Below are 23686 nucleotides of genomic sequence, written 5' to 3'. Positions count from 1 at the left end.
CTTACGCTTTCGGGTTAGTATCGGTGACAGAGCGACGTTCGGTAGCGCGAATGACCGCGAGCCCGACTGCCCAAACCAATGTCACCAGCACTGCCATACCGACTCCGACGGTGCCCATTTCCAGAAGCATTTGCTGCGCGTCAGCAGGGTCGGCAGCTGCCGTCAGGAACGGGAAATACGGCACGACTTCGCCATGCCAAAAGTGTTCAAACATCAACAGAACAGCCCCGCCCCACAGCAGGTTGGTCAGCCAGTTCAGTTTCCGAACCAAGACCAGGGTGCGTGCGGACTTCTCCGAGGCTTCACCAGTTTGTGCTTTGTGGGCGAGGTGCTTCTTTACTGCCGTCACCACTACAGCTTCAGCGGTGGGGACCAGAAAACATGCCATTATGAATCCTTACTTTAGGGGGATAAAACCTAGCATTTATTTTACACAGGTGCGCCTAACTTTAGAAAAAGGTCCTTTTCACGCGACGGTGTGGAAATCCTCGAACCTGCTTCAGCCCGCACCCGGCGCCCTCCGCAGGGCGAACGCTAGGAAATCATACCCAGTTCCCGCCACGTGTCCAGGGAATCCTGAGCTTCCTCGGGCGTCAACAGGTTCATCGCGAATCCATTTTGAATCAAGACATAATCGCCCACCTGCGCTTCGGGAACGTACGCCATGCAGGCGTCTTGCACGTGACCAGCCACATCGATACGTCCCATCGGCATGACACCGGGGGCAATCGACAAAATCTTGCAGGGCACTCCTACGCACATGACGGCATCCTTTCCACGGGGGAAATCATGAGACGAGATTCTCTCGCCGCGACACTCCCCAGTCCCATTTTAGACGTTTTCGACTTTCAGTCCCATCTGACCGGCAGGCGCGGAACTGATGGGCAGGCAGGGGTCCGCTTCACGAATGGATTGTTCCCAAGCGTCAGCCTGTTGTGCCTGGTCGAGGGCACTAGCCTGGGTCAGCAGTTGTGCCAGCCAAGGTTCGTTTTGGGCAGTGGGAGTGAGGATGCGTGCCTGCGCGATTGTCCCGTCAGCCCCGAGGGCATAGGTGTGAGCAAGGATGCCCCGCGGTCCGTCCACCAGCCCGGTCCCACTGCCGGCAGTGAACCGCACGGTTGCGGGATCCACGAGTTCGCCACGGTCAGCCCCCTCCACGAGCTGAGTCAGCTGCTGGGTCAGGGCTTCGGTTCGTTCCAAAACATGCAAAGTGATGATGGCACGCGCCCCGGCAGCCCCCCGACCGCCAGCCAGCCACCGCGCTTGTGCCGTCGCCGCCCGCGGGGTGGATAAAGTCCCGACGGAGAGCTGGGCGACCGGACCGACCCGGTAGCGCCCGTTCTCGGGACCCTCAACGCGCAAGTACGGCCGCGGGGCGGGCGAACCGGGGATTTCCTCCGTAATCCGGTCATTCCACTGGGAAAACTCGAACTCGTCCACTGCGCTGGTGTTCCTTGCGACCCTGACCCTGGTGCCGAACACGTCGGGGGCGCCGTTGTCATCAATGAGCGCCACGTCCGCTCCGGTAAAGTCGCCGGCTCCAGCCGCTTCGGGGGATGACGCTAAAGCCGCATCGCACAGGGCTGCGGCAGCGTCCTGTGCGGTGGCGAGGTCTGCCGAGAGGTCGCACAAGGTTGGGGTAGCGGGCCACTCGCTGACCCCGCCGGGTACTGCCGTCGCCGGAAAATGACCTGGCGAGCCCGCTGCGACCAGCATCTTTTTTGAAATCCGTTTCAGTGCCACCCCGGCGTCACGGTCCTGCATTAAGAACCGCAGCGAGTGGGCTTCGACGATAGAACCGTAATGCAGCAGCCGACGGGTGAGCTGCGCGGCAGGCGTAAGTGGGGGCAGACCGCTCAACGCATCCAGCGCCCTGGTTCCTGCCAAGTGATGCGCTACCGGGCAAATCCCGCACAGATGCTCGGTCATTTTCAAGGCTTCGAGCGCGGTTTTGCCCACCAACATGCCGTCCACTCGGGGCAAGCCCTGCAGGTCAAAACGGGCGTGGGGATGCCCGGAAGAATCGTGAGTGACGACGATGCGTCCCTCCATCGGGTCGATGATTTCATCAAGATTGATTTTCATGATTCTCCTGAGACAATTGGTTCATGCATGAACTTGGGCTGTTAACTTCGGTGGTGGCAGCGGTCGAAAAGGCGGCTGCACAGGCTGATTCCCAGGTTACTCGAGTTGAAAAAGTTGCGCTCGATGTGGGCACCATGTCGGAGGCAATTCCAGAGGCTCTCTATGGTTCCTGGTCTATCGCCCGACAGGACAGCATCTGTGCCCAAGCCGAACTGGAAGTCACTATGATTCCCGCCAGCGTGTACTGTCCGCGGTGCGCGCGGGATGTCCCCATTGATGAGTTCTTTGCCCTCACCTGCCCGGAATGCGGGATGCCCACCGGGAACCTGACGCACGGGCGGGAGTTCAAAATTGCCTGGGTGCAGTGGGACACCGCGTCCGAGGACACGAGTAGCGCTGCGGAATCTTAGTGCGCGTAGTCAGCGCCGGGATTTCAACTGAGCCAGGAATCGAGGACTTCCGCCGCGAGTTCAACCGCGCGGGGAATGCCACTCTGAGCACTCGGGGTCAGACCCAGGTGCAAGTTCACGTTTTCGGCGACCACCCCGACAACTTCGAGGACACGAGGTTCCTTGCCGGTCAAGCGAGCCGAAGTCAAAATATCGAGCAAACCGACCTGGTGAGGCGATATTTTCATGGAAAGTAGGCGCGGGACGTGATCCCCACTCAGGTGCAGGGCTTGACCGGGAGTGCGTCCGTTGCCCGAAGTCACCGAATCCAGAATCAACAGGTGCTCAGATTCCTGCACCACCGGCACCAGCTCCATGCCACCAGTGCCACCCTCCAGCAAAGCCAACTCACCGCCCTTTTGCGCAGCCTGCCAAGCGGGACGGCTCGGCACGAGCTGCTGCAAGCCAGCTAAAATCTGCAGCCCGATACCGTCGTCACCCATGATTGGATTACCCACCGCCAGGACTGTGAAACGCGCCCCTGCCCAGCAGGTAGCGTCTACGGCAGAAACATCCGGCAGCGGGACCTGTCCATTGAGCCTGTCGGGGACGTCCGGTGAATCAAAGACCCCAGCGGAAAGAGCATCCGCTGCCGTCCTCCCGGCAGGGTTCGCATCGTGAGCCATCAAAACCTTTCTAAAGCTCGGGGGCATCAACCGGCTTGGAGGTGCGACGCAGCCACACGCCACCAGAAATCATGGCAGAGATACCGCCGTGACGCTCCAGGGAGTCTGCCCGGAAAGCCAGATAGATATGCGCAATCACGAACGCCCAGAATATGAACATAATGGCGGCGTGAATCAACCGCATTTGCGGAATGCCAAACCAGTCATTCGGGAGAGCCATTAATTGCCAGAACAGGTTCTCATTGCGGTGCGGCAGGGCGTAAAGCGCCAGACCAATCACCATCTGGAACGCCCCCAGCACATAAATTGACGTGTAGGTCAGCTGCTGCAGCGGGTTGTGTGCCACGTACAACGGACCTTCTTTGCGCAGGAACAGGTAGAACCCCAAAGTTTCGTACAAGTGTTTCCAGTCTTGCTTTTTCTTTAACGGCCAGAATGTTTCCCAGCGCAGGTAGCGATCCTTGGACACGAAAGCAATAAAGACGCGAACTGCGCCTATCGCCATCCAGGTGAAAGCCGCGGTGAAGTGAATGAACCGCATAATCCCCATCAGGTAGCCGATTTCGACGCCACGGAAGAACGTGTCGCCAAAGAACGGATCCATGATGTAGTAACCGGTGATGGACAGCAGCACAATCAGCAGTACGTTCAGCCAGTGCAGGAAACGCAGGCTCGCAGACCAAACACTCAAACGCACCCAGTCTTCCGTGGTGGGGGTCAGGTCACCATCCTGCAAACCGGTGCCAACCGGGCGGACATTGACGAAACCTTCCATCTGGAATGGAGTTAGCTCACCGTTTTCATCCACCGTAGCGGTGGCGACCCCCAAGCAGCGGTAGCCCCGCGAGCCTGCCATCTGGGCGTTCTTGCGCAACAGGGTGCGCTGGGCGCGTTTGGGCTGTGCTACGTTCATGACGGATTCCAAATCTCCGCGCACAATCACGGTCTGTTTGGATTCGCCCGTCTTGGTACGTTTCATGTCAGAGATACGCGCCAGGGAATAGCGGCGATCACGCGGGGGGTCGAAATCCTTTTCAGGAATATCGACGTTCGGCGCGCCGTGGCGGAAACGATAGCGCAGAGATTCCTTGAGAGCGACATCTACCGGGTCGGTGCTGCCCTCAGGGGACACCGCAGCCATTGCCAAGAGGCGACGCATCGACAGGTCAGAACAGCTGAAACCGCCACCGACCTCGATACCGTCCTTCCGGTGAGCACCCTCAGCAAAGAACTCGAGATGGTTTTCCGACGCAGCTGTGGCGGTAGCCGGATTTTTCGAGGTCTTTTCGGAGGTCGCGCCGTCTTTAGGGTTGTTGTCCGGGGAGGGAGTTTTTTTGGTTTTCATGAGGTCATCGCCTCGCCAACCAGATTACCGTCTGGATCGAGGATGTGAACCCCGCAGGACATGCACGGATCGTAGGAGTGAATGGTGCGCATCGGTTCCAGCGGCTCTTTCGGATTCAACAGCGGGTGAGTGCCGGTACCCATTAAGGATTCTTCATAAGGACCAGTCACGCCGTTGGCGTCACGTCCCCCGGCCAGCCACGTGGTCGGTACGACCGCCTGGTACCGCTCGACCTTGCTGTTCTTAATGGAGACCCAGTGGGACAAGTTACCGCGGGAAACCTCGACGAATCCGTAACCTTGGCATTCTGCCGGCCAACTGGACGGTTCCCACTTGCTAGCATCAAAGACGTCAATCTGACCGCCTTTGATGTTGTCGACCAGCTGGTTGTAGTCATCCAACATTAGCTGGGCAGAAACAGTAGCCTCGGCGGCGCGGGCAAAAGTCCGCCCCATCGTGGAGTTGAGCTGTGCCGGAGTGATCCCCAATGTTGCCATAGCCTGGTCAAGTATCTGTTTGACCGGCTCGTAGCCCTGCGCATACGCCAATATCATCCGCGCTATCGGACCGACCTGCATCGGTTTGCCGTCATAGCGGGGCGCTTTCGACCAGGTGTACTTATCGTTGTCGCCCAGCCATTCAAAAGGCGGTTGGGGTCCGGTGTACTTGACGGTGGTTTCACCCTTGTCCGGGGTCAGGGGTTTATCGTCCCCGACCGAATACTCGTACCAGGCGGAGCTGATGTACTCCTCAATCTTGTGCGGGTCGAAAGGATGAACCTTGGTTATATCTCCGCCCAGAATGACCCCCGGCTTAATTGCCGTGTGTGCAGAGGAAATGCGGGACTTGTTGGGATCGCCGGAGAAAATAGACCCTGCCAAACCTACCGCCAGGTAGTTCGGGTGGGTCGCGCCAATATCGAAGTAATCTTTGTAGACCCCGGCTATTGCCAAAACATCGGGATAGTAGCAGTCATTGACAAACTCGATGATTTCGTCAATCCAGGTCTTGATTTGATCCATCTGTACCTGGTTGATGGACTCTGACGAGTTCGGGTCGATAGAACAAGCCATGCCGCCGACCAGGAAGTTCGGGTGGGGGTTCTTGCCACCAAACACCGTGCAAATCCGAATCATGGAACGCTGGAACTCCAAAGCGTCCAAGTAGTGCGCCACGCACATTAGATCGGCTTCGGGAGGCAGCCGGTAGTCCGGGTGATCCCAGTAACCACCGGTGAAAATCGACAACTGACCAGACTCGAGAATCTGTTTAACCGTGTCTCGAACTTCCGTGAAACGCTTCAGGTTGTTGCCGCGCCACTTCGACCCGATGGAATGGGCGAACTCCAGAGTCTTTTGAGGGTCCGCTTTGGCGGCGTTCACCACGTTGACAAAGTCCAGAGCGTGCAGGTGATAAAAGTGAATCACGTGATCTTGGATTTCTTGGGAACCGAGGACCAAGGAGCGAATCAACCGCGCATTTTCCGGTGGGTTGGAGCCAATCGCATCCTCTACCGCAGAAATCGAAGCAATGGCGTGTACCGAGGTGCACACCCCGCAAATCCGCTGGACGAATGCCCACACATCACGAGGATCACGATTTTGGACGATGGTTTCGATGCCGCGGAACTGTGTGCTGACGCTCCAGGCTTTCTTAATCTGCTTCCCTTCGGTTTCCATCTCGATGCGCAGGTGACCCTCGATACGTGTGAACGGGTCAATAACAACTTTCTCTGCCATTACTTATCCTCGCTGTTCTGTTCGGTAGTTTCCTCGGTCGGCGCTGCGTCGGTGGGTTCCGCAGCAGTGTCACCAAAAGCTGCCATGGGAGAGTTTCGGGTGGCCTTGCGGTCAGCGGCAGCACGAGCGGCGGTCACGCCAGCGTGAGCAGCCACTCCGGCAGCGACGAGACCGGTCAGACCCAGACCAACCTTTTCGGCAGTGATCTCGATTCCGAAACCAGGAACCTGAGGAAGTTTCTCGTAGAAAGGCGTGAAACGGTCAAAGAAATCCCGTTCCGTACAGCCGATACAGGGGTGACCGGCGCCGATAGGCCAACCTGCCTTGAGGTTCCACTGGAAAATGGGGCAGGGGCTAAAGGTAGAAGGTCCCTTACAGCCCACATCGTAGAGACACCAGCCTTCGCGGGCTCCGGCATCGTCGAAGCTGCGCACGTATTGACCGGCGTCAAAGTGCGGGCGGCGCGGGCACGAGTCATGGATGCGCTGACCGTAGGCAAAGAGAGGACGACCCTCGGAGTCGAGTTCGGGAGCTTTACCGTGGGTCAAGATGTACGCCAAGGATGCCGTGATGACCTCGCCAATCGGAGGACAGCCGGACACGTTGATGACCGGTTTGTCCTTGATGATTTCATCCACCCCAACCGCACCGGTGGGATTAGGCTTGGCAGCCTGCACTGAGCCAAAGACCGCGCAAGCTCCGACTGCCAGAATCATGGTGGCGTTCTCTGCGGATTCCCGCAGTATCTGTTCGGTGGTCTTACCGCCGATGGTGCAATAGATACCACCGTCCTTGAGCGGAATAGAGCCGTTGACGACCAGGATGTGTTCCTTGGCGTTCGTGTCATCCAAGGCTTTTTCAGCGGCTTCCCCGGAGGCTGCCATTACCAGTTCGTTGTAGTTGACGGACAGCAGATTCAGGACGACTTCTTCCACCGTGGTACCACCGGAGCGGAGCGTAGATTCCATGCATCCGGTACATTCCTGCAGCTGGAGCCAGACCACATTAGGCTTCGTGATGGCTCCCAGCTTGTCAGCCAGTTCTTCACCGGCAGTCCGCGCTGCAGAGGCATGAGCCAGCTCGGGAGTCCCTACTGCAAAGATAGCTGCCAAACCGGCACAGAACTTGACGAAGTCACGTCGGCTCACGCCAGCACTGGCAAGGTTCTCTGCGAGTGTCCCCGCTCGCCAAGGTTTAATCTCATAAGTCATATGCGCCCCCCAGTAGTATCGAATTGGACAACAACGTCCATACTCTCATTCTACCGGGTTTTCGCAGTTGAGCCTAAAAACCGGGCAAAAAGTGCCATGCCTTTTCGCAAAGCTCAGATGACTTATTCAAAGTTCTTTCAGCCAGTCAATCCAAGCCTCGACGCCATCGCCGGTTTGGGCAGAGAGTTCGACGACTTGCACACCCGGATTGACCTGTTCCAGGTAGCCACGGAACTTGTCCATGTCAAAGTTCAGGTAGGGAGCCAAATCCATCTTGTTCACCACCACGATTTTCACCGAACGGAACATGACCGGGTACTTCAACGGTTTGTCCTCGCCCTCGGTAATCGAGAACAGCATAGCCTTGGCAGTTTCGCCGACATCAAATTCAGCTGGGCACACCAAGTTGCCTACGTTTTCGATGATGACCAGATCCAGCTGGCTGAGATCCAAGTCGTCCAGGGCATGATGCACCATCGGGGCATCCAGGTGGCATTCCCCACCGAAACCATGACCGGTATTCAACAGGGAAATTTGGGCACCGTAGCCACCTAAGCGCTCAGCATCCAACGGGGTCTCAATATCGCCTTCAATAATCCCGACCCGCAGTTTGCCCTGCAGCTGCGCCAAAGTACGCTCCAGCAAAGTCGTTTTGCCCGACCCTGGTGAACTCATGAGATTCACGACCTTCACCCCGTGCGCGGCGAAGGATTCCCGATTGTGCTGGGCTAAGTGGTCATTTTCCGCATAGATATCTTCCAGAATCTCGATGCGTTCGCGTTCGGTCTCGTATCCCGAGTGATCCCCGATGACTTCCGGATCTGCCACGTAGTCGCCGTGGTCGTGATGGTGGGAGTGATCCCCGTGGTCATGCTCGTGTACTGTGCCGTCGTCGTGGCGATGAAAACGTCCCATGCTAATGATTCCTCTCTGGCGTGACATCTATCGATACCACTCTAAACTCTTCTCCACTGATTGTCTCGACCTCGCGTGAAGAACACTGCCCGCAACGGAAATCCAGATACTCTCCCAGCTGTGTCTGTGCGTGGCACTCCTGACAAACGATGACTGCTGGAATCTCGGTGATGTGCAGTTCGGCGGGACCTTGGAGGGTATTTTTCCGGACCGCACTCCAGGCAAAACGCAGCGCTTCGGGCACGACCTGACGCAGATGCCCGACCTCTACCTGGACAGACAGTACTTCGCGTCCCGCCGCCCCGCGCGCTACCACCCGAGCCAGCTGTTGGGACAGGGCGACTTCGTGCATCGTGTCTCCTCGTTAATCACTAAGTATGGGTTCCTCGCGGCGCATTCCACCCTACCGTTTTCTGCCGCGGGGCGTCAGAGCTACTAGGCTTAGAAATGCGTGACATGGTGGCCAGGAGGTTAGAAATGCGCCGAGCTTACGAACTGCGGGGGGTGGTGCAGGGAGTCGGTTTCCGTCCGCACGTTGCCAAAGTGGCTGCCCAGTACCCCATCACCGGTTTTGTCGGAAACGACGACGAGTCAGTGTTTATCGAAGCCCAAGGCGCGCGTGAGGCGGTGGACGGCTTCATGGAAACCATGCTGGCGACCCTGCCTCCGCTGGCTAGTGTGCTGCACAGCTCGTCCACAGACCTGCCCGAACAGAAGGGTGAAACTGAGTTTCGCATTGTGCCTTCCCGCCGTCGCCCCGGCGCCCGCACTCTGATTCCCCCAGACACTGCCACCTGTCCCGATTGTCAAGCCGAGATGGCAGACCCGACGAACCGACGCTACCGCTACCCCTTCACCACCTGCACGAACTGTGGACCACGAGCCACCATCATGGTGGACCTCCCTTATGACCGGGACACCACCACCATGGTGAAGTTTCCGATGTGTCCCGCTTGCCACCAGGAATATACCAATCCGACCAACCGGCGCTATCATGCCCAGCCCGTCAGCTGCTACGACTGCGGACCAGTGCTGTGGGTCAGCCCGGCAGACGCGCCGGACTTGTGGCCCCCAGAAGGGGACCGCCGACCGTTGATTGCTGCGGCTCTGGACGAAGCCCGGCGGCGGTTACGAGCCGGACAAATCCTGGCAGTGAAGGGCATCGGCGGTTTCCACCTCATGTGTGACGCCCGCAATGAAGCCGCGGTCGCGCGGCTGCGGAAACGCAAAGATCGGGGGGATAAGCCGTTTGCCGTCATGGTGGCGGATGCTGCGACCGCCGCCCGGCTGGCGCGACTTGACGCAGACCAGCTGCGGACGTTGCAGACTGCCGCCCGACCCATTGTGATTGCCCCTTTCGGGCAGGAATATGACCTGGCTCCCGCGATCGCTCCCGGTCTGGGGGACGTGGGAATTTTGCTGCCTTACGCGCCACTGCACCTGGAGTTGTTGAGCGGGGAATGCGCCCAGATGGCGCTGGTGGCGACTTCGGGAAACCTGGCAGGTGAACCCTTGTGCTTCACGAACCAGGACGCTGCCGAGCGGCTGGCGGGAATTGTCGATGCGTTTGTGTTCCATGACCGCGACATTCACCTGCCCATGGAGGACTCCGTATTCCTGGCAAACGCACAGGTCACCATTCCTTCACGGCGTTCTCGGGGATACGCGCCACTGCCGGTCGCGCTGCCGCAGCCAGCCACCGTGCCGATTTTGGCAGTGGGTGGAGAACTGAAAAACACGTTCTGCCTGGCACACGGGAGCTGGGCGCATATTTCGGGGCATATCGGGGATATGGGCACGCTCGCCAGTCAGGAAGCATTTGACCGGGCAGTGACGCAACTGCTGAACTTCCAGCGGCAACGCCCCGAAAAAGTCGTGTGTGACCTGCACCCAAACTATTCCACGGTCAGCTGGGCGGAACGTTTTGCTGCCTCTCATGACATCGAACTGACACAGGTGCAGCACCACGTCGCCCACGCCTATTCCTTGCTGGCAGAGCATTCCTGTCTCGATCCGGCAGTGGTGGTGTCGGTGGACGGTACCGGCTACGGGACAGACGGCACTATTTGGGGCGGGGAAGTCTTGGATATTCGCGGAGCACAGTGGCAGCGCAGTGCGCACGTGCCGACTTTCAGCCTGGTCGGTGGCGACCGCGCGGTGCGCTATCCCTGGCGGGTCGCATTGGGGATTGCCCACGATTGGGGCATGGACTGGATTACAGAGAAAATCAGCGCTGAAATCGGGTCGCAGCCAGGCAAATCGACCGAACTGGAACTGGTGAAAAGCCAGCTGGCTAGCGGTTTTGGGGTGAGTGCGACCACCAGTTGCGGACGGCTGTTTGATGCGGCCGCGGCGATTTTAGGGATTCGCACCGAGGTGACCTATGAGGCCCAGGCCGCGATGGAACTGGAACACGTGGCTACCAGCTGGGCAAACGCCCACCCGGAGGCAAGTCTGCCACAGGTCGGCAGCTATCAGGAGCTTGTGGAGAAATTGGGCGAGGTTGACCGACCCGTCGGCGAGCGTGCTTGGGCGTTCCATGTGGGTTTGGCGCAGCTGCTGGGAGAACAGGTCTGCCAAGTCGCGGAACAGGCAGACACCAAAACCGTGGGGTTGACCGGCGGGGTTGCCCTCAACCGGATGTTCACCAGGCACTTTGTGAGTTTCTTGGAAGAGGGCGGATACCGGGTGCTGACCCACCAGAACGTGCCGCCCAACGATGGGGGCTTGAGCCTGGGACAAGTGTGGGCAGCAGTGCTCGGAGCGTGCTGAGGATGCCCTAATTTCTCCGCTGCTGTTGGGCGTGTGTGGAATATAAGGTGGAAATAGGGCAGTAGCTGCCAATAATGGCAGCTACTGCCCTATTTCCACTCTATAAATACACTCTGGGTGAATATTTGGGGATTTACGCGGGGTTTTTACTCAACAGATACGTGGCAGCGGGTCGCCGACCAACATGTCAATCATGCGGGTGCCGGAGAACGCAGTCACCATCACCACTGAAGACTCCGGTTTAGACACGACCCGACCGATATTTGCTGCTTCCCCACCACCGGGCAGTTTCCGCAGCGCTGCCACAGCTGTATCCACCTGGTCAGCCGGAACCACCGCTACAAACATGCCCTCGTTAGCGACATAAATCGGGTCAATCCCCAACATGTCGCAAGCGCCGCGGGTCATCTCGTGCACCGGCACGACCTCGTCCTCAACGGCGATGCCCCAGCCGGTTGCCATCGCCAGCTCATTCAACACCGTTCCCAAGCCACCGCGAGTCGCGTCACGCATCCAGCGAGTCTCCGGGACCGCCTCAATCAGGGCTTCGACCAGGTGATTGACCGCCCTAGTGTCAGATTCAATAGGGGCTTGAATTGCCAGGTCACCCCGCGCCATCATGACCGACATGCCGTGGTCAGCAATCGCGCCGGACACAATGACGCGATCCCCGCGCTGCACCTTGCTGGCACCCAGTTCCCGACCCGCAGGCACGATACCGACACCGGCAGTGTTGATGAACAGCTTGTCACCGCTGCCTTTCGGGACGACCTTGGTGTCACCGGTGATAATCTGCACTCCTGCCGCCTCGGCTGCGTCGTGCATAGCTTGGACTTCGCGGCGCAAATCCGCGATAGGCAGACCTTCTTCCAGGATGAAACCAGCGCTGATGACTTTCGGGATAGCCCCGCTGACCGCCAGGTCATTGACCGTCCCATTCACTGCCAGCTCGCCGATAGAGCCACCGGGAAAAACCAGCGGATTGACCACATAGGAATCGGTGGACATCGCGAGTTTGCCGCCCACCGAGCTGGTGTCCTCTCCGGTCAGACCTGCGAGCAGCTCCGTCAAGGGAAGCACCCCCGCATCGGTCATTTCGTCGAGCACCTCGTTGCCGTAACCAGAAACGAAAACCTGTTCGACCAGGGCGGCTGACGCCTTACCTCCTGCCCCGTGGGAAAGCGTCACATAGTCGTCTTTTAGTCTCATGCCGCGGCGGCGTACCCGCGCGATATTTGAGTTCACTTGTACTTCATCTGTGTTTAGGCGGTTCTTTGGATCCACACATTGATAATTGCACAAACGACACGTATTTTTCATCTTTTGGACGGAGTGGGACAATGTAAGTAACCTGGAAAGGTAGAGGGGAAGGGAGCAGCCGATGTGTTTGGGAGTGCCTGCCGAGATTGTGGCTTTTGACGAGGCAGAAAGCGGACGGGCGAAAGTGTCCCTGTCTGGGGTGGAACGAATGATTTCCACAGATTTGCTGATGGATGAGGACGTCAAGATTGGCGATTGGGTGCTGGTGCATGTTGGTTTCGCCATGTCCAAGATTGATGCTGCGGAAGCTGCCACCACCCTGGATCAAATTAAGAAACTCGGTCAGTTCGAGAGCGAACTGGAACAGTTTAAGACCACTTCAGCGGATTAGGGCACCCTTCTGGCGTTAGCGCGGAAGTTTGTCGAGGAATCTGTCTAGGAAAGAGCAATCACGAAATGAAGTACGTTGACGAATTTCGCGACCCCGAGTTTGCCCGGAAACTGGTGCAGCGCATCAATGCCGAGGCCGCCCATTTTGAACGACCACTGGCGTTTATGGAGATTTGCGGAGGTCACACCCACACGATTTACCGGCACGGTTTGGAGCATTTGCTGCCGGAGAACGTTCAGTTTATTCACGGTCCTGGCTGCCCGGTGTGCGTTATTCCGATGGGGCGGGTGGATGATGCGCTGTGGCTGGCGAATCAGCCGGACGTGATTTTGACTACTTTTGGGGACATGATGCGGGTTCCGGGTTCACAAGAGTCGCTGTTGCAGGCGCGCGCTCGCGGTTGCGATGTGCGGTTCGTGTATTCCCCGTTGGATTCCCTCAAGATTGCCAAAGAAAACCCGGATAAACAGGTCGTTTTCTTTGCTATCGGGTTTGAAACTACCGCGCCTTCCACCGCTGTGACCCTGGTGGCAGCACAGAAACAGCAGGTGCGGAACTTTTCGGTGTTTTCTAACCACGTCAAAATCGAGCCACCCCTGCGTGCCATTGTGGGCGCCGATGAGACGCGGATAGACGGGTTTATCGGACCGGGTCACGTCGGTACCGTAGTGGGAGCCGACGCATTCAAATTCCTGCCCGAGGAATTCAACAAACCCGTGGTCGTGACCGGTTTCGAGCCGCTGGATATATTGCAGGCCGTGGCGATGCTCATCGACCAGTACACGAGTGGGGCAATAGCGCGCGGCGAGGCTCGAGTAGAAAACCAGTATTCCCGGGTCGTGCGTGATGGTGGTAATCCCGCGGCATTGCGATTGCTGAATCGCGTGTTTGCGACCCGCGACACGTTCGAGTGGCGTGGCTTGGGGTGGATGCCGTATTCCGGTATGGGGATTTCTGAGGAATTTGCCGCCTGGGACGCCGAGCGGTTATTTGATGTTCCCGGCAAGCGGATTCCCGATCCGCCGGCTTGTGAATGCGGTTCCGTGTTGACCGGACGGATTAAACCGTGGGAATGCAAAGTATTCGGCACTGCCTGCTCGCCGGAAAAACCCATCGGGACCTGCATGGTTTCCCCCGAAGGAGCCTGTGCCGCGTTCTATAACTTCGGTCGCATTGACCGGGAGACTGCCCACGCCATCGTTATCGAGGATTAAGCTAGCGGGGACTAGGCTCGAGAGTGCTAAGCTCGCGCCGCGGTTAGACGTTGAACTTGAACTCGACCACGTCGCCGTCTTGCATCACGTATTCCTTGCCCTCCTGGCGGACTTTGCCCAATTCGCGAGCCTTATGAATGTCGCCGATTTCCACCAACTCGTCGTATGAAATGACATCAGCCTTGATGAAGCCACGTTCAAAGTCGGTGTGAATCACGCCGGCAGCCTGCGGGGCGGTGTCGCCCTGATGAATGGTCCAAGCGCGGGATTCTTTTTCTCCAGCGGTCAGGAACGTTTGCAGCCCCAGCGTGTTAAAGCCAACGCGCGCCAATTTGTCCAGACCGGATTCCTTAATCCCGGCGTCTGCCAGCATCTCTTGAGCGTCCTCGGCATCGAGTTCTACCAGTTCCGCTTCGAAGGCGCCGTCGAGTAAAATGGCTTCGGCAGGAGCGACCAGGGCAGCGAGTTCCGCCTGTTTTGCTTTGTCTGCCAGACCGGCTGCGTCCATGTTGAATACGTAAATGAAAGGCTTCGAGGTCATCAGTTGGAAAGTCTTGACGATATCTCGGTCCAGGTTTCCCACTGCGATTTCCTTGGAGAGAACCGTGCCGGCGTTGAGGTATTCCTCACATTTTTCCGCCTCCGCCAGCACTTCTTTCGGGGTTTTTTTGCCGCTGACTTCTTTGCGCAGGCGAGGAATCGTGTTCTCGAGAGTCTGCAAGTCGGCCAGAATTAGCTCGGTAGAAATGGTTTCAATGTCGGAGGCGGGGTCAATTTTTCCCTCCACGTGAACCACGTCAGGATCGGTAAAAGCGCGAGTGACCTGGCAAATCGCGTCTGCTTCGCGGATGTTCGCCAGGAACTTGTTACCCAAGCCTTCACCCTGAGAAGCGCCCTTGACGATACCGGCGATGTCCACGAAAGACACGGTGGCAGGCACAATTTTTTCCGACTGGAACATGTCAGACAGGACTTGCAACCGTGGGTCGGGGAGCGGCACCACCCCGACGTTGGGATCAATAGTGGCGAACGGGTAATTCGCTGCTAGGACGTTCGCCCTGGTGAGGGCATTAAAAATAGTGGATTTGCCGACATTGGGGAGTCCCGCGATACCGATAGTTAAAGCCATGCTTCAATCTTAGTGGGTTTTCCGACCGGTCCTAAACCGGTTAAACCCGGGCGTTAATCCTATTAATTTGGCTCGGTGTGCCATATTTGGCACTTAAATAGGTTTTATTGCGTGTTTTCGTTCTGTGGGGCGTTCGCTCGGGGGCGTTTCCTTGCGTCCCGCTCGCCTGTCTCGGCTCACATCTGCGGGGTGGTCGCTCGGGGGGCGCTCGCGAGAGGCGGAAGGGGGAGTACCCCCTCGCGTTTTGCGCGACTATTGTCGCAAAACGCTCACCCCCCAGCCTCTCGCTGAGTCGCCCCCAACGCCCTCCGCCCCGCCCGCCTAACTTCCCGCGGACACTATCACGTCCCGCAGGGGTACACTCCGCTCACAGCTCGCTCGAATTCCTGTGTGTATAACCAGATTTCAGCGCTGTTCGGACGTGAAATCCGCTAGGTCTCAGGGCGTGCGTGGATTAAGAGTGGAAATAGGGCTGTAGCTGCCAATAATGGCAGCTACTGCCCAAATCCCACCTTATATTCACCACCCAGCGAGTAGTCTCTGATTCTCGAGCTTGAAATCCGGTGTCTATGCTCCGGATTTTCTGCCATGTTTAGGTGTGAAAACTTCTGTCGTTTTTCGGAATAGTTGCACTAACGACCGATTTCAACCCGGAATCTAGACCATCATTGAGTCCCGGTTTTCTAAACCTGCAGGTTATAGCGATTCGAGTTGCGTAGAGACGGCATTGTGCAAAGTGAAATCGGTCATTCGTGCAATACAAGCCGGTTTTACGCGAGGGTGGTGGCGGAGACATCCCCGAACGCCGCCAGACCTCGCGGGTATGCTGGCACCGCCAGTGCCCGCCTAGCTTTGCTTGCGCAGGGGCTTCGGTAAGGCAAACGAGGTTGTTTCCTGCGTAGTTTGCACCATCTGCACCTCATCGAAACCATGTTGCGCCAGCCATTCCAACACCTCGGTCACCAGGACTTCCGGTACCGAAGCTCCCGAAGTCACCCCGATGGTGCTAGCTCCGGTAAACCAGTCGGGGTTCAGCTCGTGGACGCCTTCAATCCGGTATGCCGCTCCGGCTCCGGCCTGGACGGCGACTTCCCGCAGTCGCACCGAGTTGGAAGAATTCGACGAACCGACAACTATGACAACTTCACATTGTTGCGCCATAGCCTTAACTGCGCCCTGTCGGTTCTGGGTGGCAAAGCAAATATCGTCAGACGGCGGGCTAATTAAACCGGGAAATCGCCGCTGGAGACGCGCTACGGTGGCAGCCGTCTGATCTACCGACAAAGTCGTTTGGGACAGCCAGATTAGCTTGGCATCTGGGTCGGTGCTGAGACCTGCCAGGGGATCCGCAGGGGGTGTGCCGGTGGCGTCTGCGGATTCTGTGCCCGTTGTGGCAGACTCCGAGGTATCAATCCAATCAGTGTCAATCACGTGAATCTTCTCGGGGGCTACTCCCGAGGTTCCTTCCACTTCCTCATGACCGGTGTGACCAATCAAAATAATGTCGTAGCCTTCGTTGGCATAACGTCGCGCCTCTCGATGCACCTTCGAGACCAGTGGACAGGTGGCATCGATAACTTCCAGACCGCGCTGTTCAGCTTCGGCGTAGACGCTCGGAGCAACGCCGTGCGCGGAAAATACTACTCGCGAACCGGAGGGAACCTCAGATAATTCATTAACAAAAATCGCGCCGGCAGCCGCTAGGGTGCGCACCACAAATTTATTGTGCACGATTTCTTTGCGCACGTAGATGGGTTGACCATAAACTTCCAGGGCGCGTTGCACCGCCGTAACGGCGCGATCGACCCCGGCGCAGTAGCCGCGTGGCGACGCCAGCAAAACTTTCCCCATCTGTCTTCACTTTCGCACTAGGGTCCTCGGGAGGGTTTCTCCGTGGCGCACCAGCTGCCCCTCGCGGCGTCTCGGGTGACGAACCGTTTCGGGTGGGTGCGCAGCTGCCTTGAGTTTAGCGGTTTGCGTGCCAGGGCAAAACTTGGAAATTTTCATCTCCGGGGTCTGTGCCATGATGGAGTCATGGAAGTGACAAAACCAGAACCGGCGCGACTGGCGCGCGAGACGACCCGGGAAAACCCCTGGCCACTCAGTCGTCTGAGCGAAAACATGCGAAATTACGTTAACCGGGTCGATCCGACCTGGATAGAAGCGCAAATCATCGAATACAACCAGCGCCCCGGTAACCGCATGTCCTTTTTCGTGGTAAAGGATCTGGAAGCCGATATGTCTATGCCGGTCAAGGCATTTGGCGGGGTGGTGGCTGCCGCCGGAGCGGCGTTGAGTGCGGGGGCGCGCGTGGTCATGCGGGTCAAGCCCGATTTTTACCTCAAGACCGGGTCGCTGTCCCTGATGGCGTCCGAGATTCACCCGGCGGGTTTGGGTGGTTTCCTGGAACAGCTGGAACAGCTGAAACAAAAGCTTGCTGCGGAGGGAATTTTTGCGCGGGAACACAAGCAGTCCCTGCCGTTCCTCCCGCGACGGGTAGGGCTTATCTGCGGTCATGCAGCGCGGGCACAGGCAGATGTGATTGAAAACGCGACGCGACGCTGGCCTCTGGTACAGTTCGAGATTCGCGAGGTTGCGGTGCAGGGGGAACGCTGCGCAGCGGAAGTCAGCGCGGCTATCGCGGAGCTTGATGCCCTTGCCGAGGTTGACGTAATTGTCGTGACGCGCGGGGGCGGGGCGCTGGAGGACCTGCTGGGATTCTCTGACGAGCGCGTGGTACGCGCGGCGTACGCCGCGCGTACCCCCATTGTTTCCGCAGTGGGACATGAGGAAGACACCCCGCTGCTGGATTTTGTAGCTGACTTCCGCGCTTCTACCCCCACCGATGCGGGAAAGCGGATTGTCCCGGATTTGGCTGCTGAAATTGAGGGGTTGACCGGTGCGCGCACCCGGATGACGGCACTCATTTCCAGCCGTATTGAGCTGGGGTTACGCGAACTTGACGCGATTCGCTCCCGACCGGTCATGCAAAATCCGCAGGCAGCGTTGGACGAAAGACGCCGCGATATCAATCATGGCGTGGAAATGCTGCGGTCGCGAGTGGCGGCGGTCCTGGCTAATCAGGCACGTGACTTGGCAGCGGCTCGCGCCACCCTGCGAGCCATCTCGCCTCAAGCCACTTTGGAACGCGGCTATGCCGTGTTGCGTAAACCCGATCAAACCGTCGTGACCGATGCTGGTGCAGTTCAGAAGGGTGACCTCCTGGAGGCGGTGTTGGCGCGTGGCTCCTTGGTCGCCACGGTTTTTGGCACCAATCCGCACAGAGATGAAAGGTAAAGAATCATGAGCGAAAGTAATCCTCAACAAACCGCAAACCCAGCTGATGAAGCGGGAACGGGAGTATCAGGAAACGAGGATGTCACGGAGATGAGCTATGAGGCGGCGCGCGCCGAACTCATCGAAACCGTGCAGGTCCTGGAAAACGCCGAAGCGCCCTTGGAAGACACCCTGAAATTGTGGGATCGCGGAGAAGCGCTAGCCTCGCGCTGCCAGGCTATCCTCGACTCTGCCACAGCGCGACTCGCCGAACGTCAAGCACAATGAACCTGTTTCTGCTCTTCATTATCGTTCTGGTGCTGTGGGGCGCCAGGCTGCATCGGCGCGCTGACAATTTCGAGGGATACCTGGACCACGATCACACCACCCGCATTAACGGTGTCTTTATCCTGATTGTGTTCTATGCTCACATCCGTTCCTACATGCCCTATAACCCGGCGTGGGACGGGGTGATGCACCACGTCGCGACCGGACTCGGTCAGCTGATGGTAGCGCTGTTCCTGTTCTATTCCGGTTTCGGAGTGGCGCATTCACTGGCGCACAAACCCGGCTATGTCCACACCATGCCGCTGAAGCGCGTAGCGGTGACTTGGGTGAACTTCGCCGTTGCCCAGGTCTTGTTCATCATCATGAACCTGTCGCTGTCCCGCCCCTTCACCCCGGCACAGACCGCCTGGGCGTTCCTTGGCTGGAAGTCCATCGGTTCTTCCAGCTGGTACATCTTTGCGATTCTGGTGCTCTATGCCCTGACTTGGCTGGCGTTTAGCATTTTCCGAAACCGTCCGTGGCGGGCTTTCCTGCTGAACTGTGTACTGGTGGGGGGCTTCACGCTTTTCATGTGGCACTTCAAAGGCAGCGCCACCTACACCTACAACACGTTGTGCTGTTACCTGTTGGGCATGTGTTACTGCCTGGCCCGCGAGCACTTCGAGCGTGTCTACCGCTGCACCTGGGGTTACGTCTCTGCGCTACTCATCACGGCGGCGCTCTTTGTCCTCGCCGTTAAGCTCGACCACGTGAGCTTCCTGGTGTTTGAGCTTGAAGCTATGCTGTTCTGCCTGATAATCGTACAACTCACACTGTACGTACACCTGGGCAACCCGGTGCTGTACTGGTTTGGTAAACACCTGTTCTGGGTTTACGTGCTGCAGCGTTTGCCGATGCTGACGCTGCAGGAACTCGGCATGGCTGATGCCGCCCCCTACGTTTACGCCCTGGCGTGCTTCGCGGCGACGGTGGGTCTGGCGTGGGTGATGGCGCGTCTCACCGCGCCACTTGACGCCAAACTTGCCACCTGGTCTAAATCCTGGGCGGTTTCTGGCACCAAACGCGCGGAAAAGAAAGGAAAATCTCAGCCCTGATAGGGATGCGTGTCCAGCACCTCAACCTTGATTTTCTTGCCTGTCGGCGCCACGTATTCCACGGTGTCGCCGGTCCGATGACCAGCCAACGCCACCCCGAGGGGGGCGTCGGGGGAAAACACTTGAATGTCCATTCCCTTGGCGGCATCGCGTGACCCCAGCAGGAAAGTCATCTTTTTCGGTCCGACTTTTGCCTCTACCACGCTACCCGGTCCGATGGTGCCGTCCGTGGCGGCTTCGCCTACCTCGGCGTATTTCAAGATTTCCTGCAGCTCCAGGATGCGGGTTTCGTTTTGAGATTGTTCGTCACGAGCCGCGTGATAGCCACCGTTTTCTTTCAGGTCACCTTCGCGGCGGGCCGCGTCAATTTTCTTGGTGATTTCAGAGCGAATCGGACCCGTGCGTTCGTCGAGTTCCGCTTGTAGACGGTCAAAAGACGCCTGGGTCATCCAGTTTTTCTTCGCTTCTTCAGCCATAATCGTCTCCTTGAAAGATTAAAAGATTAGCGCCTGCGTCAGGCAAGAAAGCAAGCTAGTTTAGAAATCAGCCGCAACGCAAGCGCTCATCACTCTACCAGATAATAAAACCAAGTAAAACGCTAGAAAAAACGAATCAACCCGGCAAAAGTCCGCTGCTGTGAGGAAACCCGAACCACCGACCTTGTGAAACCCTAACCGAGTATCGCGAAATACGCCGCGACGCAGTGGCACGCCCAAGCCGCGACTGTCCAGGCGTGGAAAAACTCGTGAAAACCGAAAATATTGGGACTGGGGTTCGGCAGCTTGGTAGCGTAAATCACTGCTCCGACGGTGTACGCCAAACCTCCTGCCACCAACAGCCAAAACGCCGGCAGAGAAGCCGCATAGAGCTCGGGGAAATACATCAACGCGACCCAGCCCAAAACAACGTAAAGAATCGTGGTCACCCAGCGCGGGGCGTGAGGCCAAATCAGGGAGGTGGTAATCCCCAAAATCGCCCCTACCCACACTACTGACAGCAAAATGACTCTGTCGTGTCCTGCCAGCAGACCGAACGAGATAGGTGTGTAGGTGCCGGCAATCAACAGGAAAATGTTGGCGTGATCGAAGCGGCGCAAAATCGCGTCCACCGTTTTGGGCCACGAACCCATGTGGTACACCGCGCTCATCGAGAACAGCACCAAGGAAGCTAGCATATAGACGACGCAGGCGAACTTTAGAGATAACGGCGCCAAAACCAGCAACACGATAGAAGCCGTCATGGACAGCGGGGTGGCGACAGTGTGAATCCAGCCGCGCATAGCTGGTTTGCGGCGCATCGCTTTCCAGTCCCAGCGTTGAAAAGTGTAGGGCCGTCCGGTGCGAGGATTAACCAGACGCGGCATTAGCGTCCTTCCAGATTTTTTACCCATAACAATCCCCCCCGCACACCTCACCCCATCCGCGGCGCTCCAGGACGGGCAAGTTAAGTGTTTTATGTTTTAAACTGATTATGTGAGCAGCTCCGTAAAAAAGTCAAAGCCCGGAATCCTTTACCAGATTTACGCCAGACGTTTGACTCATGAGATTGACCCGGCAGGGGTGCCGCAGCATATCGGCATTATCCTGGACGGAAACCGGCGCTGGGCGAAAGCGGAAGGCGCTCCGACGACCCGCGGACACCAGCGCGGGGCTTTGAAAATTACCGAAGTGTTGCAGTGGTGCGAGGAATGGCCCGTGAAAGTCGTCACCTTGTGGATGCTTTCGATAGACAACCTGGGGCGGAAAGCCGCGGAGCTGCAGCCCTTGCAAGATGTTATCGGTCGGACCGTGCAAGGTCTGCAAGCCTCGGGTCGATACCATTTGCGGGTTCTGGGCGACACGTCTCTGTTGGATTCCGACCTGGCGGATATCTTGCGCGCGGCTGACGGCACCGGACCAGAACAGGCACTGGTGGTCAATATCGCCGTTGCCTATGGGGGACGCCAGGAAATCGTGAATGCCGTGCGGGAATACCTCACCGAAGCCGCACAGAAAGGCGAAACCTTGGCGGAGGTAACGGACCAACTCCGACTGGAGGATATCGAGGCACACCTGTACACCAAGGGGCAACCCGATCCTGACCTGGTGATTCGTACTTCGGGAGAGCAGCGACTCAGCGGATTTTTGCTGTGGCAAAGCGCGAATTCAGAGTTTTATTTCTGTGAAACGTACTGGCCGAGCTTCCGCAAGGTCGACTTCCTGCGTGCCCTGCGCGACTACGGAAATCGGGAACGTCGCTTGGGTAAGTGAGTCGCGCTACCTCCCGTCCGACCAACTGCACAGGAGGAAGTGCGGAAATACGTTGCTTTTGCACACGAGAACCGCGTGCTATTGATAAAGTCGAGATATGGCTACCCCCGCGCGCACCTATGTGCTTGATACGTCCGTGTTGTTGTCCGATCCAAAGGCGCTGCTCAAGTTTGCTGAACATCAGGTGGTGCTGCCGGTGGTGGTCATCACCGAGTTAGAGAAAAAGCGTCACGATCCGGAGCTGGGATATTTTGCCCGCAAAGCGCTGCACTTGCTGGACGATTTGCGGATTGCGAACGGTCGGCTGGATCGGTCGATTCCGGTCGGTTCACAAGGGGGGACCGTGCGGGTCGAGCTGAACTCTCTCGATGACTCGGTGCTCCCCTCCGGGATGCGCTTGGGCGACAATGACACGAAGATTTTGGCAGTCGCCGCCAACCTGGCAAAAGCTGGGGCGGATGTGACGGTCGTGTCCAAAGACCTGCCAATGCGGGTGAAAGCGTCTTCTCTCGGGTTGGACACGGATGTGTACCGTAACTCGCTGTCGCGGGCAGACACCTATCGCGGGGTCGTTCGTGGCGAGATGAGCGAACAGGACATGTCGCGGCTGTATCAAGACGGCGCGGTGGAATTCGACACGATTGTGTTGACTGACGAACCAGGGGACGAAGCTGACGACCTCGCCGCCAGCAACGATTCGGAGTGCCTGGGGTGCGAACCCGATAGCAGTGTCGAAGTCGCCGAATCTGAAATCCTCACGCTGGAGGAACAGCCCATCCATACCGGAATTATTTTGAGTTCCCCGCGCGGTTCTGCCTTGGCAACCATCTGGAATGACTACCAGGTACACCTGGTGCGCACGGATCGGGAACTGTTTGGCGTGAAGGGCCGCTCTGCGGAGCAACGTATCGCAATGGATCACCTGGTTAACCCCGATATCGGCATTGTGTCCCTGGGGGGACGGGCGGGAACCGGCAAGTCAGCGCTGGCTTTAGCGGCGGGGCTGGATGCGGTGGTGGAGCGTCACGAGCACCGCAAGATTATCGTATTTCGCCCAATTTACGCGGTCGGGGGTCAGAGCTTGGGGTTCTTGCCCGGTAGTGGCGAGGAAAAGATGGATCCGTGGGCACAAGCCGTGTTCGACACCCTGTCTTCGATTGTGGCTCCCGAGGTTGTTGACGAAGTGGTGGCGCGGGGGCTGTTGGAAGTGCTGCCGCTGACCCACATTCGCGGTCGTTCCTTGCATGATGCATTCGTGATTGTGGACGAAGCGCAGTCGCTGGAACGTAACGTGTTGCTGACTGTGCTCTCGCGGATGGGTCAGAACGCTAAAATTGTGCTGACTCATGATGTTTCACAGCGCGATAATCTGCGGGTAGGACGCTATGACGGTATCGCGGCAGTTATCGAAGATTTGAAAGGTTCGTCCCTGTTCGCGCACACCACCCTGATGCGTTCGGAACGCAGCGCCATCGCGGATTTGGTCACCAGTCTGCTCGATTACTAAGCCACTGCGCCCCCAAGTCTGTCCCCGAGCGCCACGCTATTGTGTGACGCGGATTTGAGCACGCTCGAAGGTGACAATTCCTGTTGATTTTTGGCGGTTTCGGGTGTTGATACCGCAGCATTTTGCCACTGAATGC

The 23686-nt window shown here is 57.8% G+C and carries 23 protein-coding genes; 9 read left to right on the top strand and 14 right to left on the bottom strand.

What is annotated here, in order from left to right:
- Nucleotide 1 precedes the first annotated feature (1 nt).
- The 3 genes from HMPREF0574_RS05485 to HMPREF0574_RS05475 form a co-directional block, all read right to left on the bottom strand.
- Nucleotides 2-388, bottom strand: coding sequence for a hypothetical protein (locus HMPREF0574_RS05485; protein WP_004007718.1), 387 nt, complete (start codon nucleotides 386-388; stop codon nucleotides 2-4).
- Nucleotides 389-534: 146 nt separating this feature from the next.
- Nucleotides 535-762: a HypC/HybG/HupF family hydrogenase formation chaperone gene (locus tag HMPREF0574_RS05480; protein ID WP_004007717.1), complete on the bottom strand. Its 228-nt coding sequence runs from the start codon at nucleotides 760-762 to the stop codon at nucleotides 535-537.
- Nucleotides 763-831: 69 nt separating this feature from the next.
- A complete protein-coding gene (locus HMPREF0574_RS05475) occupies nucleotides 832-2085 on the bottom strand; it encodes a nickel-dependent hydrogenase large subunit (RefSeq protein WP_004007716.1) in 1254 nt (417 codons plus the stop codon).
- Nucleotides 2086-2108: 23 nt separating this feature from the next.
- Here HMPREF0574_RS05475 and HMPREF0574_RS05470 point away from each other — a divergent pair, with 23 nt between their 5' ends.
- A complete protein-coding gene (locus HMPREF0574_RS05470; protein ID WP_004007715.1) occupies nucleotides 2109-2495 on the top strand; it encodes a hydrogenase maturation nickel metallochaperone HypA/HybF in 387 nt (128 codons plus the stop codon).
- Between the two features lie 23 nt (nucleotides 2496-2518).
- On the opposite strand, the gene HMPREF0574_RS05465 is transcribed toward HMPREF0574_RS05470, so the two are convergent.
- The 6 genes from HMPREF0574_RS05465 to HMPREF0574_RS05440 form a co-directional block, all read right to left on the bottom strand.
- Nucleotides 2519-3160 (bottom strand): hydrogenase maturation protease, encoded by a 642-nt coding sequence (locus HMPREF0574_RS05465; protein ID WP_236585801.1) that lies wholly within the window; start codon nucleotides 3158-3160, stop codon nucleotides 2519-2521.
- A 10-nt stretch (nucleotides 3161-3170) separates the two neighbouring features.
- A complete protein-coding gene (gene cybH / locus HMPREF0574_RS05460; protein ID WP_004007713.1) occupies nucleotides 3171-4505 on the bottom strand; it encodes a Ni/Fe-hydrogenase, b-type cytochrome subunit in 1335 nt (444 codons plus the stop codon).
- The gene (locus HMPREF0574_RS05455) at nucleotides 4502-6244 is read right to left on the bottom strand and encodes a nickel-dependent hydrogenase large subunit (RefSeq protein WP_004007712.1); all 1743 of its coding nucleotides are present in this window, start codon (nucleotides 6242-6244) and stop codon (nucleotides 4502-4504) included. The genes cybH and HMPREF0574_RS05455 overlap by 4 nt, the downstream gene beginning before the upstream one ends.
- The gene (locus HMPREF0574_RS05450) at nucleotides 6244-7455 is read right to left on the bottom strand and encodes a hydrogenase small subunit (RefSeq protein WP_004007711.1); all 1212 of its coding nucleotides are present in this window, start codon (nucleotides 7453-7455) and stop codon (nucleotides 6244-6246) included. The genes HMPREF0574_RS05455 and HMPREF0574_RS05450 overlap by 1 nt, the downstream gene beginning before the upstream one ends.
- Nucleotides 7456-7581: 126 nt before the next feature.
- On the bottom strand, nucleotides 7582-8370 hold the full coding sequence (gene hypB / locus HMPREF0574_RS05445; protein ID WP_013188956.1) for a hydrogenase nickel incorporation protein HypB: 789 nt from the start codon (nucleotides 8368-8370) through the stop codon (nucleotides 7582-7584).
- 1 nt (nucleotide 8371) lies between these two features.
- A complete protein-coding gene (locus tag HMPREF0574_RS05440; protein ID WP_004007709.1) occupies nucleotides 8372-8722 on the bottom strand; it encodes a hydrogenase maturation nickel metallochaperone HypA in 351 nt (116 codons plus the stop codon).
- Between the two features lie 95 nt (nucleotides 8723-8817).
- Between HMPREF0574_RS05440 and hypF the strand changes: the two genes are divergently transcribed.
- Nucleotides 8818-11142: a carbamoyltransferase HypF gene (gene hypF, locus HMPREF0574_RS05435; RefSeq protein WP_004007708.1), complete on the top strand. Its 2325-nt coding sequence runs from the start codon at nucleotides 8818-8820 to the stop codon at nucleotides 11140-11142.
- A gap of 150 nt (nucleotides 11143-11292) precedes the next feature.
- Here hypF and hypE read toward each other — a convergent pair whose 3' ends face one another.
- A complete protein-coding gene (hypE, locus tag HMPREF0574_RS05430) occupies nucleotides 11293-12351 on the bottom strand; it encodes a hydrogenase expression/formation protein HypE (protein ID WP_328840528.1) in 1059 nt (352 codons plus the stop codon).
- A 172-nt stretch (nucleotides 12352-12523) separates the two neighbouring features.
- Between hypE and HMPREF0574_RS05425 the strand changes: the two genes are divergently transcribed.
- A complete protein-coding gene (locus HMPREF0574_RS05425; protein ID WP_004007706.1) occupies nucleotides 12524-12793 on the top strand; it encodes a HypC/HybG/HupF family hydrogenase formation chaperone in 270 nt (89 codons plus the stop codon).
- Between the two features lie 65 nt (nucleotides 12794-12858).
- Nucleotides 12859-14007, top strand: coding sequence for a hydrogenase formation protein HypD (hypD, locus tag HMPREF0574_RS05420; RefSeq protein WP_004007705.1), 1149 nt, complete (start codon nucleotides 12859-12861; stop codon nucleotides 14005-14007).
- 43 nt (nucleotides 14008-14050) lie between these two features.
- Here the strand turns inward: hypD and ychF are convergent, their stop codons facing one another.
- Both ychF and HMPREF0574_RS05410 read right to left on the bottom strand, forming a co-directional pair.
- Nucleotides 14051-15136, bottom strand: a complete 1086-nt coding sequence (gene ychF / locus HMPREF0574_RS05415) for a redox-regulated ATPase YchF (RefSeq protein WP_004007704.1) — start codon at nucleotides 15134-15136, stop codon at nucleotides 14051-14053.
- 846 nt (nucleotides 15137-15982) lie between these two features.
- Nucleotides 15983-16987: a 4-hydroxy-3-methylbut-2-enyl diphosphate reductase gene (locus tag HMPREF0574_RS05410; protein ID WP_004007703.1), complete on the bottom strand. Its 1005-nt coding sequence runs from the start codon at nucleotides 16985-16987 to the stop codon at nucleotides 15983-15985.
- A 183-nt stretch (nucleotides 16988-17170) separates the two neighbouring features.
- On the opposite strand from HMPREF0574_RS05410, the gene xseA reads away from it, so the two are divergent.
- Genes xseA through HMPREF0574_RS05395 form a run of 3 tightly spaced genes read left to right on the top strand, consistent with a single transcriptional unit; the run spans nucleotide 17171 to nucleotide 19794 of the window.
- Nucleotides 17171-18433, top strand: a complete 1263-nt coding sequence (gene xseA, locus HMPREF0574_RS05405; RefSeq protein ID WP_004007702.1) for an exodeoxyribonuclease VII large subunit — start codon at nucleotides 17171-17173, stop codon at nucleotides 18431-18433.
- Between the two features lie 6 nt (nucleotides 18434-18439).
- Nucleotides 18440-18700, top strand: a complete 261-nt coding sequence (locus HMPREF0574_RS05400) for an exodeoxyribonuclease VII small subunit (RefSeq protein ID WP_004007701.1) — start codon at nucleotides 18440-18442, stop codon at nucleotides 18698-18700.
- Complete coding sequence (locus HMPREF0574_RS05395; protein WP_004007700.1) at nucleotides 18697-19794, top strand: acyltransferase family protein; 1098 nt, start codon at nucleotides 18697-18699, stop codon at nucleotides 19792-19794. The genes HMPREF0574_RS05400 and HMPREF0574_RS05395 overlap by 4 nt, the downstream gene beginning before the upstream one ends.
- Here HMPREF0574_RS05395 and greA read toward each other — a convergent pair.
- Nucleotides 19785-20270 (bottom strand): transcription elongation factor GreA, encoded by a 486-nt coding sequence (greA, locus tag HMPREF0574_RS05390; protein WP_004007699.1) that lies wholly within the window; start codon nucleotides 20268-20270, stop codon nucleotides 19785-19787. The genes HMPREF0574_RS05395 and greA overlap by 10 nt on opposite strands.
- A 194-nt stretch (nucleotides 20271-20464) precedes the next feature.
- Nucleotides 20465-21157: a PAQR family membrane homeostasis protein TrhA gene (trhA, locus tag HMPREF0574_RS05385; RefSeq protein ID WP_004007698.1), complete on the bottom strand. Its 693-nt coding sequence runs from the start codon at nucleotides 21155-21157 to the stop codon at nucleotides 20465-20467.
- A gap of 109 nt (nucleotides 21158-21266) precedes the next feature.
- On the opposite strand from trhA, the gene uppS reads away from it, so the two are divergent.
- Complete coding sequence (uppS, locus tag HMPREF0574_RS05380) at nucleotides 21267-22043, top strand: polyprenyl diphosphate synthase (protein WP_004007697.1); 777 nt, start codon at nucleotides 21267-21269, stop codon at nucleotides 22041-22043.
- 97 nt (nucleotides 22044-22140) lie between these two features.
- Nucleotides 22141-23550: an RNA 5'-3' helicase PhoH2 gene (gene phoH2 / locus HMPREF0574_RS05375; protein WP_004007696.1), complete on the top strand. Its 1410-nt coding sequence runs from the start codon at nucleotides 22141-22143 to the stop codon at nucleotides 23548-23550.
- Nucleotides 23551-23686: the final 136 nt, after the last annotated feature.

The organism is Mobiluncus curtisii subsp. curtisii ATCC 35241, from assembly GCF_000146285.1.
In the GTDB taxonomy this organism is placed as follows: domain Bacteria; phylum Actinomycetota; class Actinomycetes; order Actinomycetales; family Actinomycetaceae; genus Mobiluncus; species Mobiluncus curtisii.
Note: the sequence above shows the minus strand (reverse complement) of the source record. Positions and strands in the feature narration are given on the sequence as shown.

What these genes read in the sequence shown, in the direction of transcription:
- HMPREF0574_RS05395 (WP_004007700.1), top strand. Translation starts at nt 18,697, where the DNA reads ATGAACCTGTTTCTGCTCTTCATTATCGTTCTGGTGCTGTGGGGCGCC.
- HMPREF0574_RS05455 (WP_004007712.1), bottom strand. Translation starts at nt 6,244, where the DNA reads ATGGCAGAGAAAGTTGTTATTGACCCGTTCACACGTATCGAGGGTCAC.
- ychF (WP_004007704.1), bottom strand. Translation starts at nt 15,136, where the DNA reads ATGGCTTTAACTATCGGTATCGCGGGACTCCCCAATGTCGGCAAATCC.
- greA (WP_004007699.1), bottom strand. Translation starts at nt 20,270, where the DNA reads ATGGCTGAAGAAGCGAAGAAAAACTGGATGACCCAGGCGTCTTTTGAC.
- HMPREF0574_RS05425 (WP_004007706.1), top strand. Translation starts at nt 12,524, where the DNA reads ATGTGTTTGGGAGTGCCTGCCGAGATTGTGGCTTTTGACGAGGCAGAA.
- cybH (WP_004007713.1), bottom strand. Translation starts at nt 4,505, where the DNA reads ATGAAAACCAAAAAAACTCCCTCCCCGGACAACAACCCTAAAGACGGC.
- HMPREF0574_RS05440 (WP_004007709.1), bottom strand. Translation starts at nt 8,722, where the DNA reads ATGCACGAAGTCGCCCTGTCCCAACAGCTGGCTCGGGTGGTAGCGCGC.
- trhA (WP_004007698.1), bottom strand. Translation starts at nt 21,157, where the DNA reads ATGCCGCGTCTGGTTAATCCTCGCACCGGACGGCCCTACACTTTTCAA.
- phoH2 (WP_004007696.1), top strand. Translation starts at nt 22,141, where the DNA reads ATGGCTACCCCCGCGCGCACCTATGTGCTTGATACGTCCGTGTTGTTG.
- HMPREF0574_RS05475 (WP_004007716.1), bottom strand. Translation starts at nt 2,085, where the DNA reads ATGAAAATCAATCTTGATGAAATCATCGACCCGATGGAGGGACGCATC.
- hypE (WP_328840528.1), bottom strand. Translation starts at nt 12,351, where the DNA reads ATGAGACTAAAAGACGACTATGTGACGCTTTCCCACGGGGCAGGAGGT.
- HMPREF0574_RS05450 (WP_004007711.1), bottom strand. Translation starts at nt 7,455, where the DNA reads ATGACTTATGAGATTAAACCTTGGCGAGCGGGGACACTCGCAGAGAAC.
- hypD (WP_004007705.1), top strand. Translation starts at nt 12,859, where the DNA reads ATGAAGTACGTTGACGAATTTCGCGACCCCGAGTTTGCCCGGAAACTG.
- HMPREF0574_RS05485 (WP_004007718.1), bottom strand. Translation starts at nt 388, where the DNA reads ATGGCATGTTTTCTGGTCCCCACCGCTGAAGCTGTAGTGGTGACGGCA.
- HMPREF0574_RS05410 (WP_004007703.1), bottom strand. Translation starts at nt 16,987, where the DNA reads ATGGGGAAAGTTTTGCTGGCGTCGCCACGCGGCTACTGCGCCGGGGTC.
- HMPREF0574_RS05400 (WP_004007701.1), top strand. Translation starts at nt 18,440, where the DNA reads ATGAGCGAAAGTAATCCTCAACAAACCGCAAACCCAGCTGATGAAGCG.
- xseA (WP_004007702.1), top strand. Translation starts at nt 17,171, where the DNA reads ATGGAAGTGACAAAACCAGAACCGGCGCGACTGGCGCGCGAGACGACC.
- HMPREF0574_RS05470 (WP_004007715.1), top strand. Translation starts at nt 2,109, where the DNA reads ATGCATGAACTTGGGCTGTTAACTTCGGTGGTGGCAGCGGTCGAAAAG.
- HMPREF0574_RS05465 (WP_236585801.1), bottom strand. Translation starts at nt 3,160, where the DNA reads ATGGCTCACGATGCGAACCCTGCCGGGAGGACGGCAGCGGATGCTCTT.
- hypB (WP_013188956.1), bottom strand. Translation starts at nt 8,370, where the DNA reads ATGGGACGTTTTCATCGCCACGACGACGGCACAGTACACGAGCATGAC.
- HMPREF0574_RS05480 (WP_004007717.1), bottom strand. Translation starts at nt 762, where the DNA reads ATGTGCGTAGGAGTGCCCTGCAAGATTTTGTCGATTGCCCCCGGTGTC.
- hypF (WP_004007708.1), top strand. Translation starts at nt 8,818, where the DNA reads ATGCGTGACATGGTGGCCAGGAGGTTAGAAATGCGCCGAGCTTACGAA.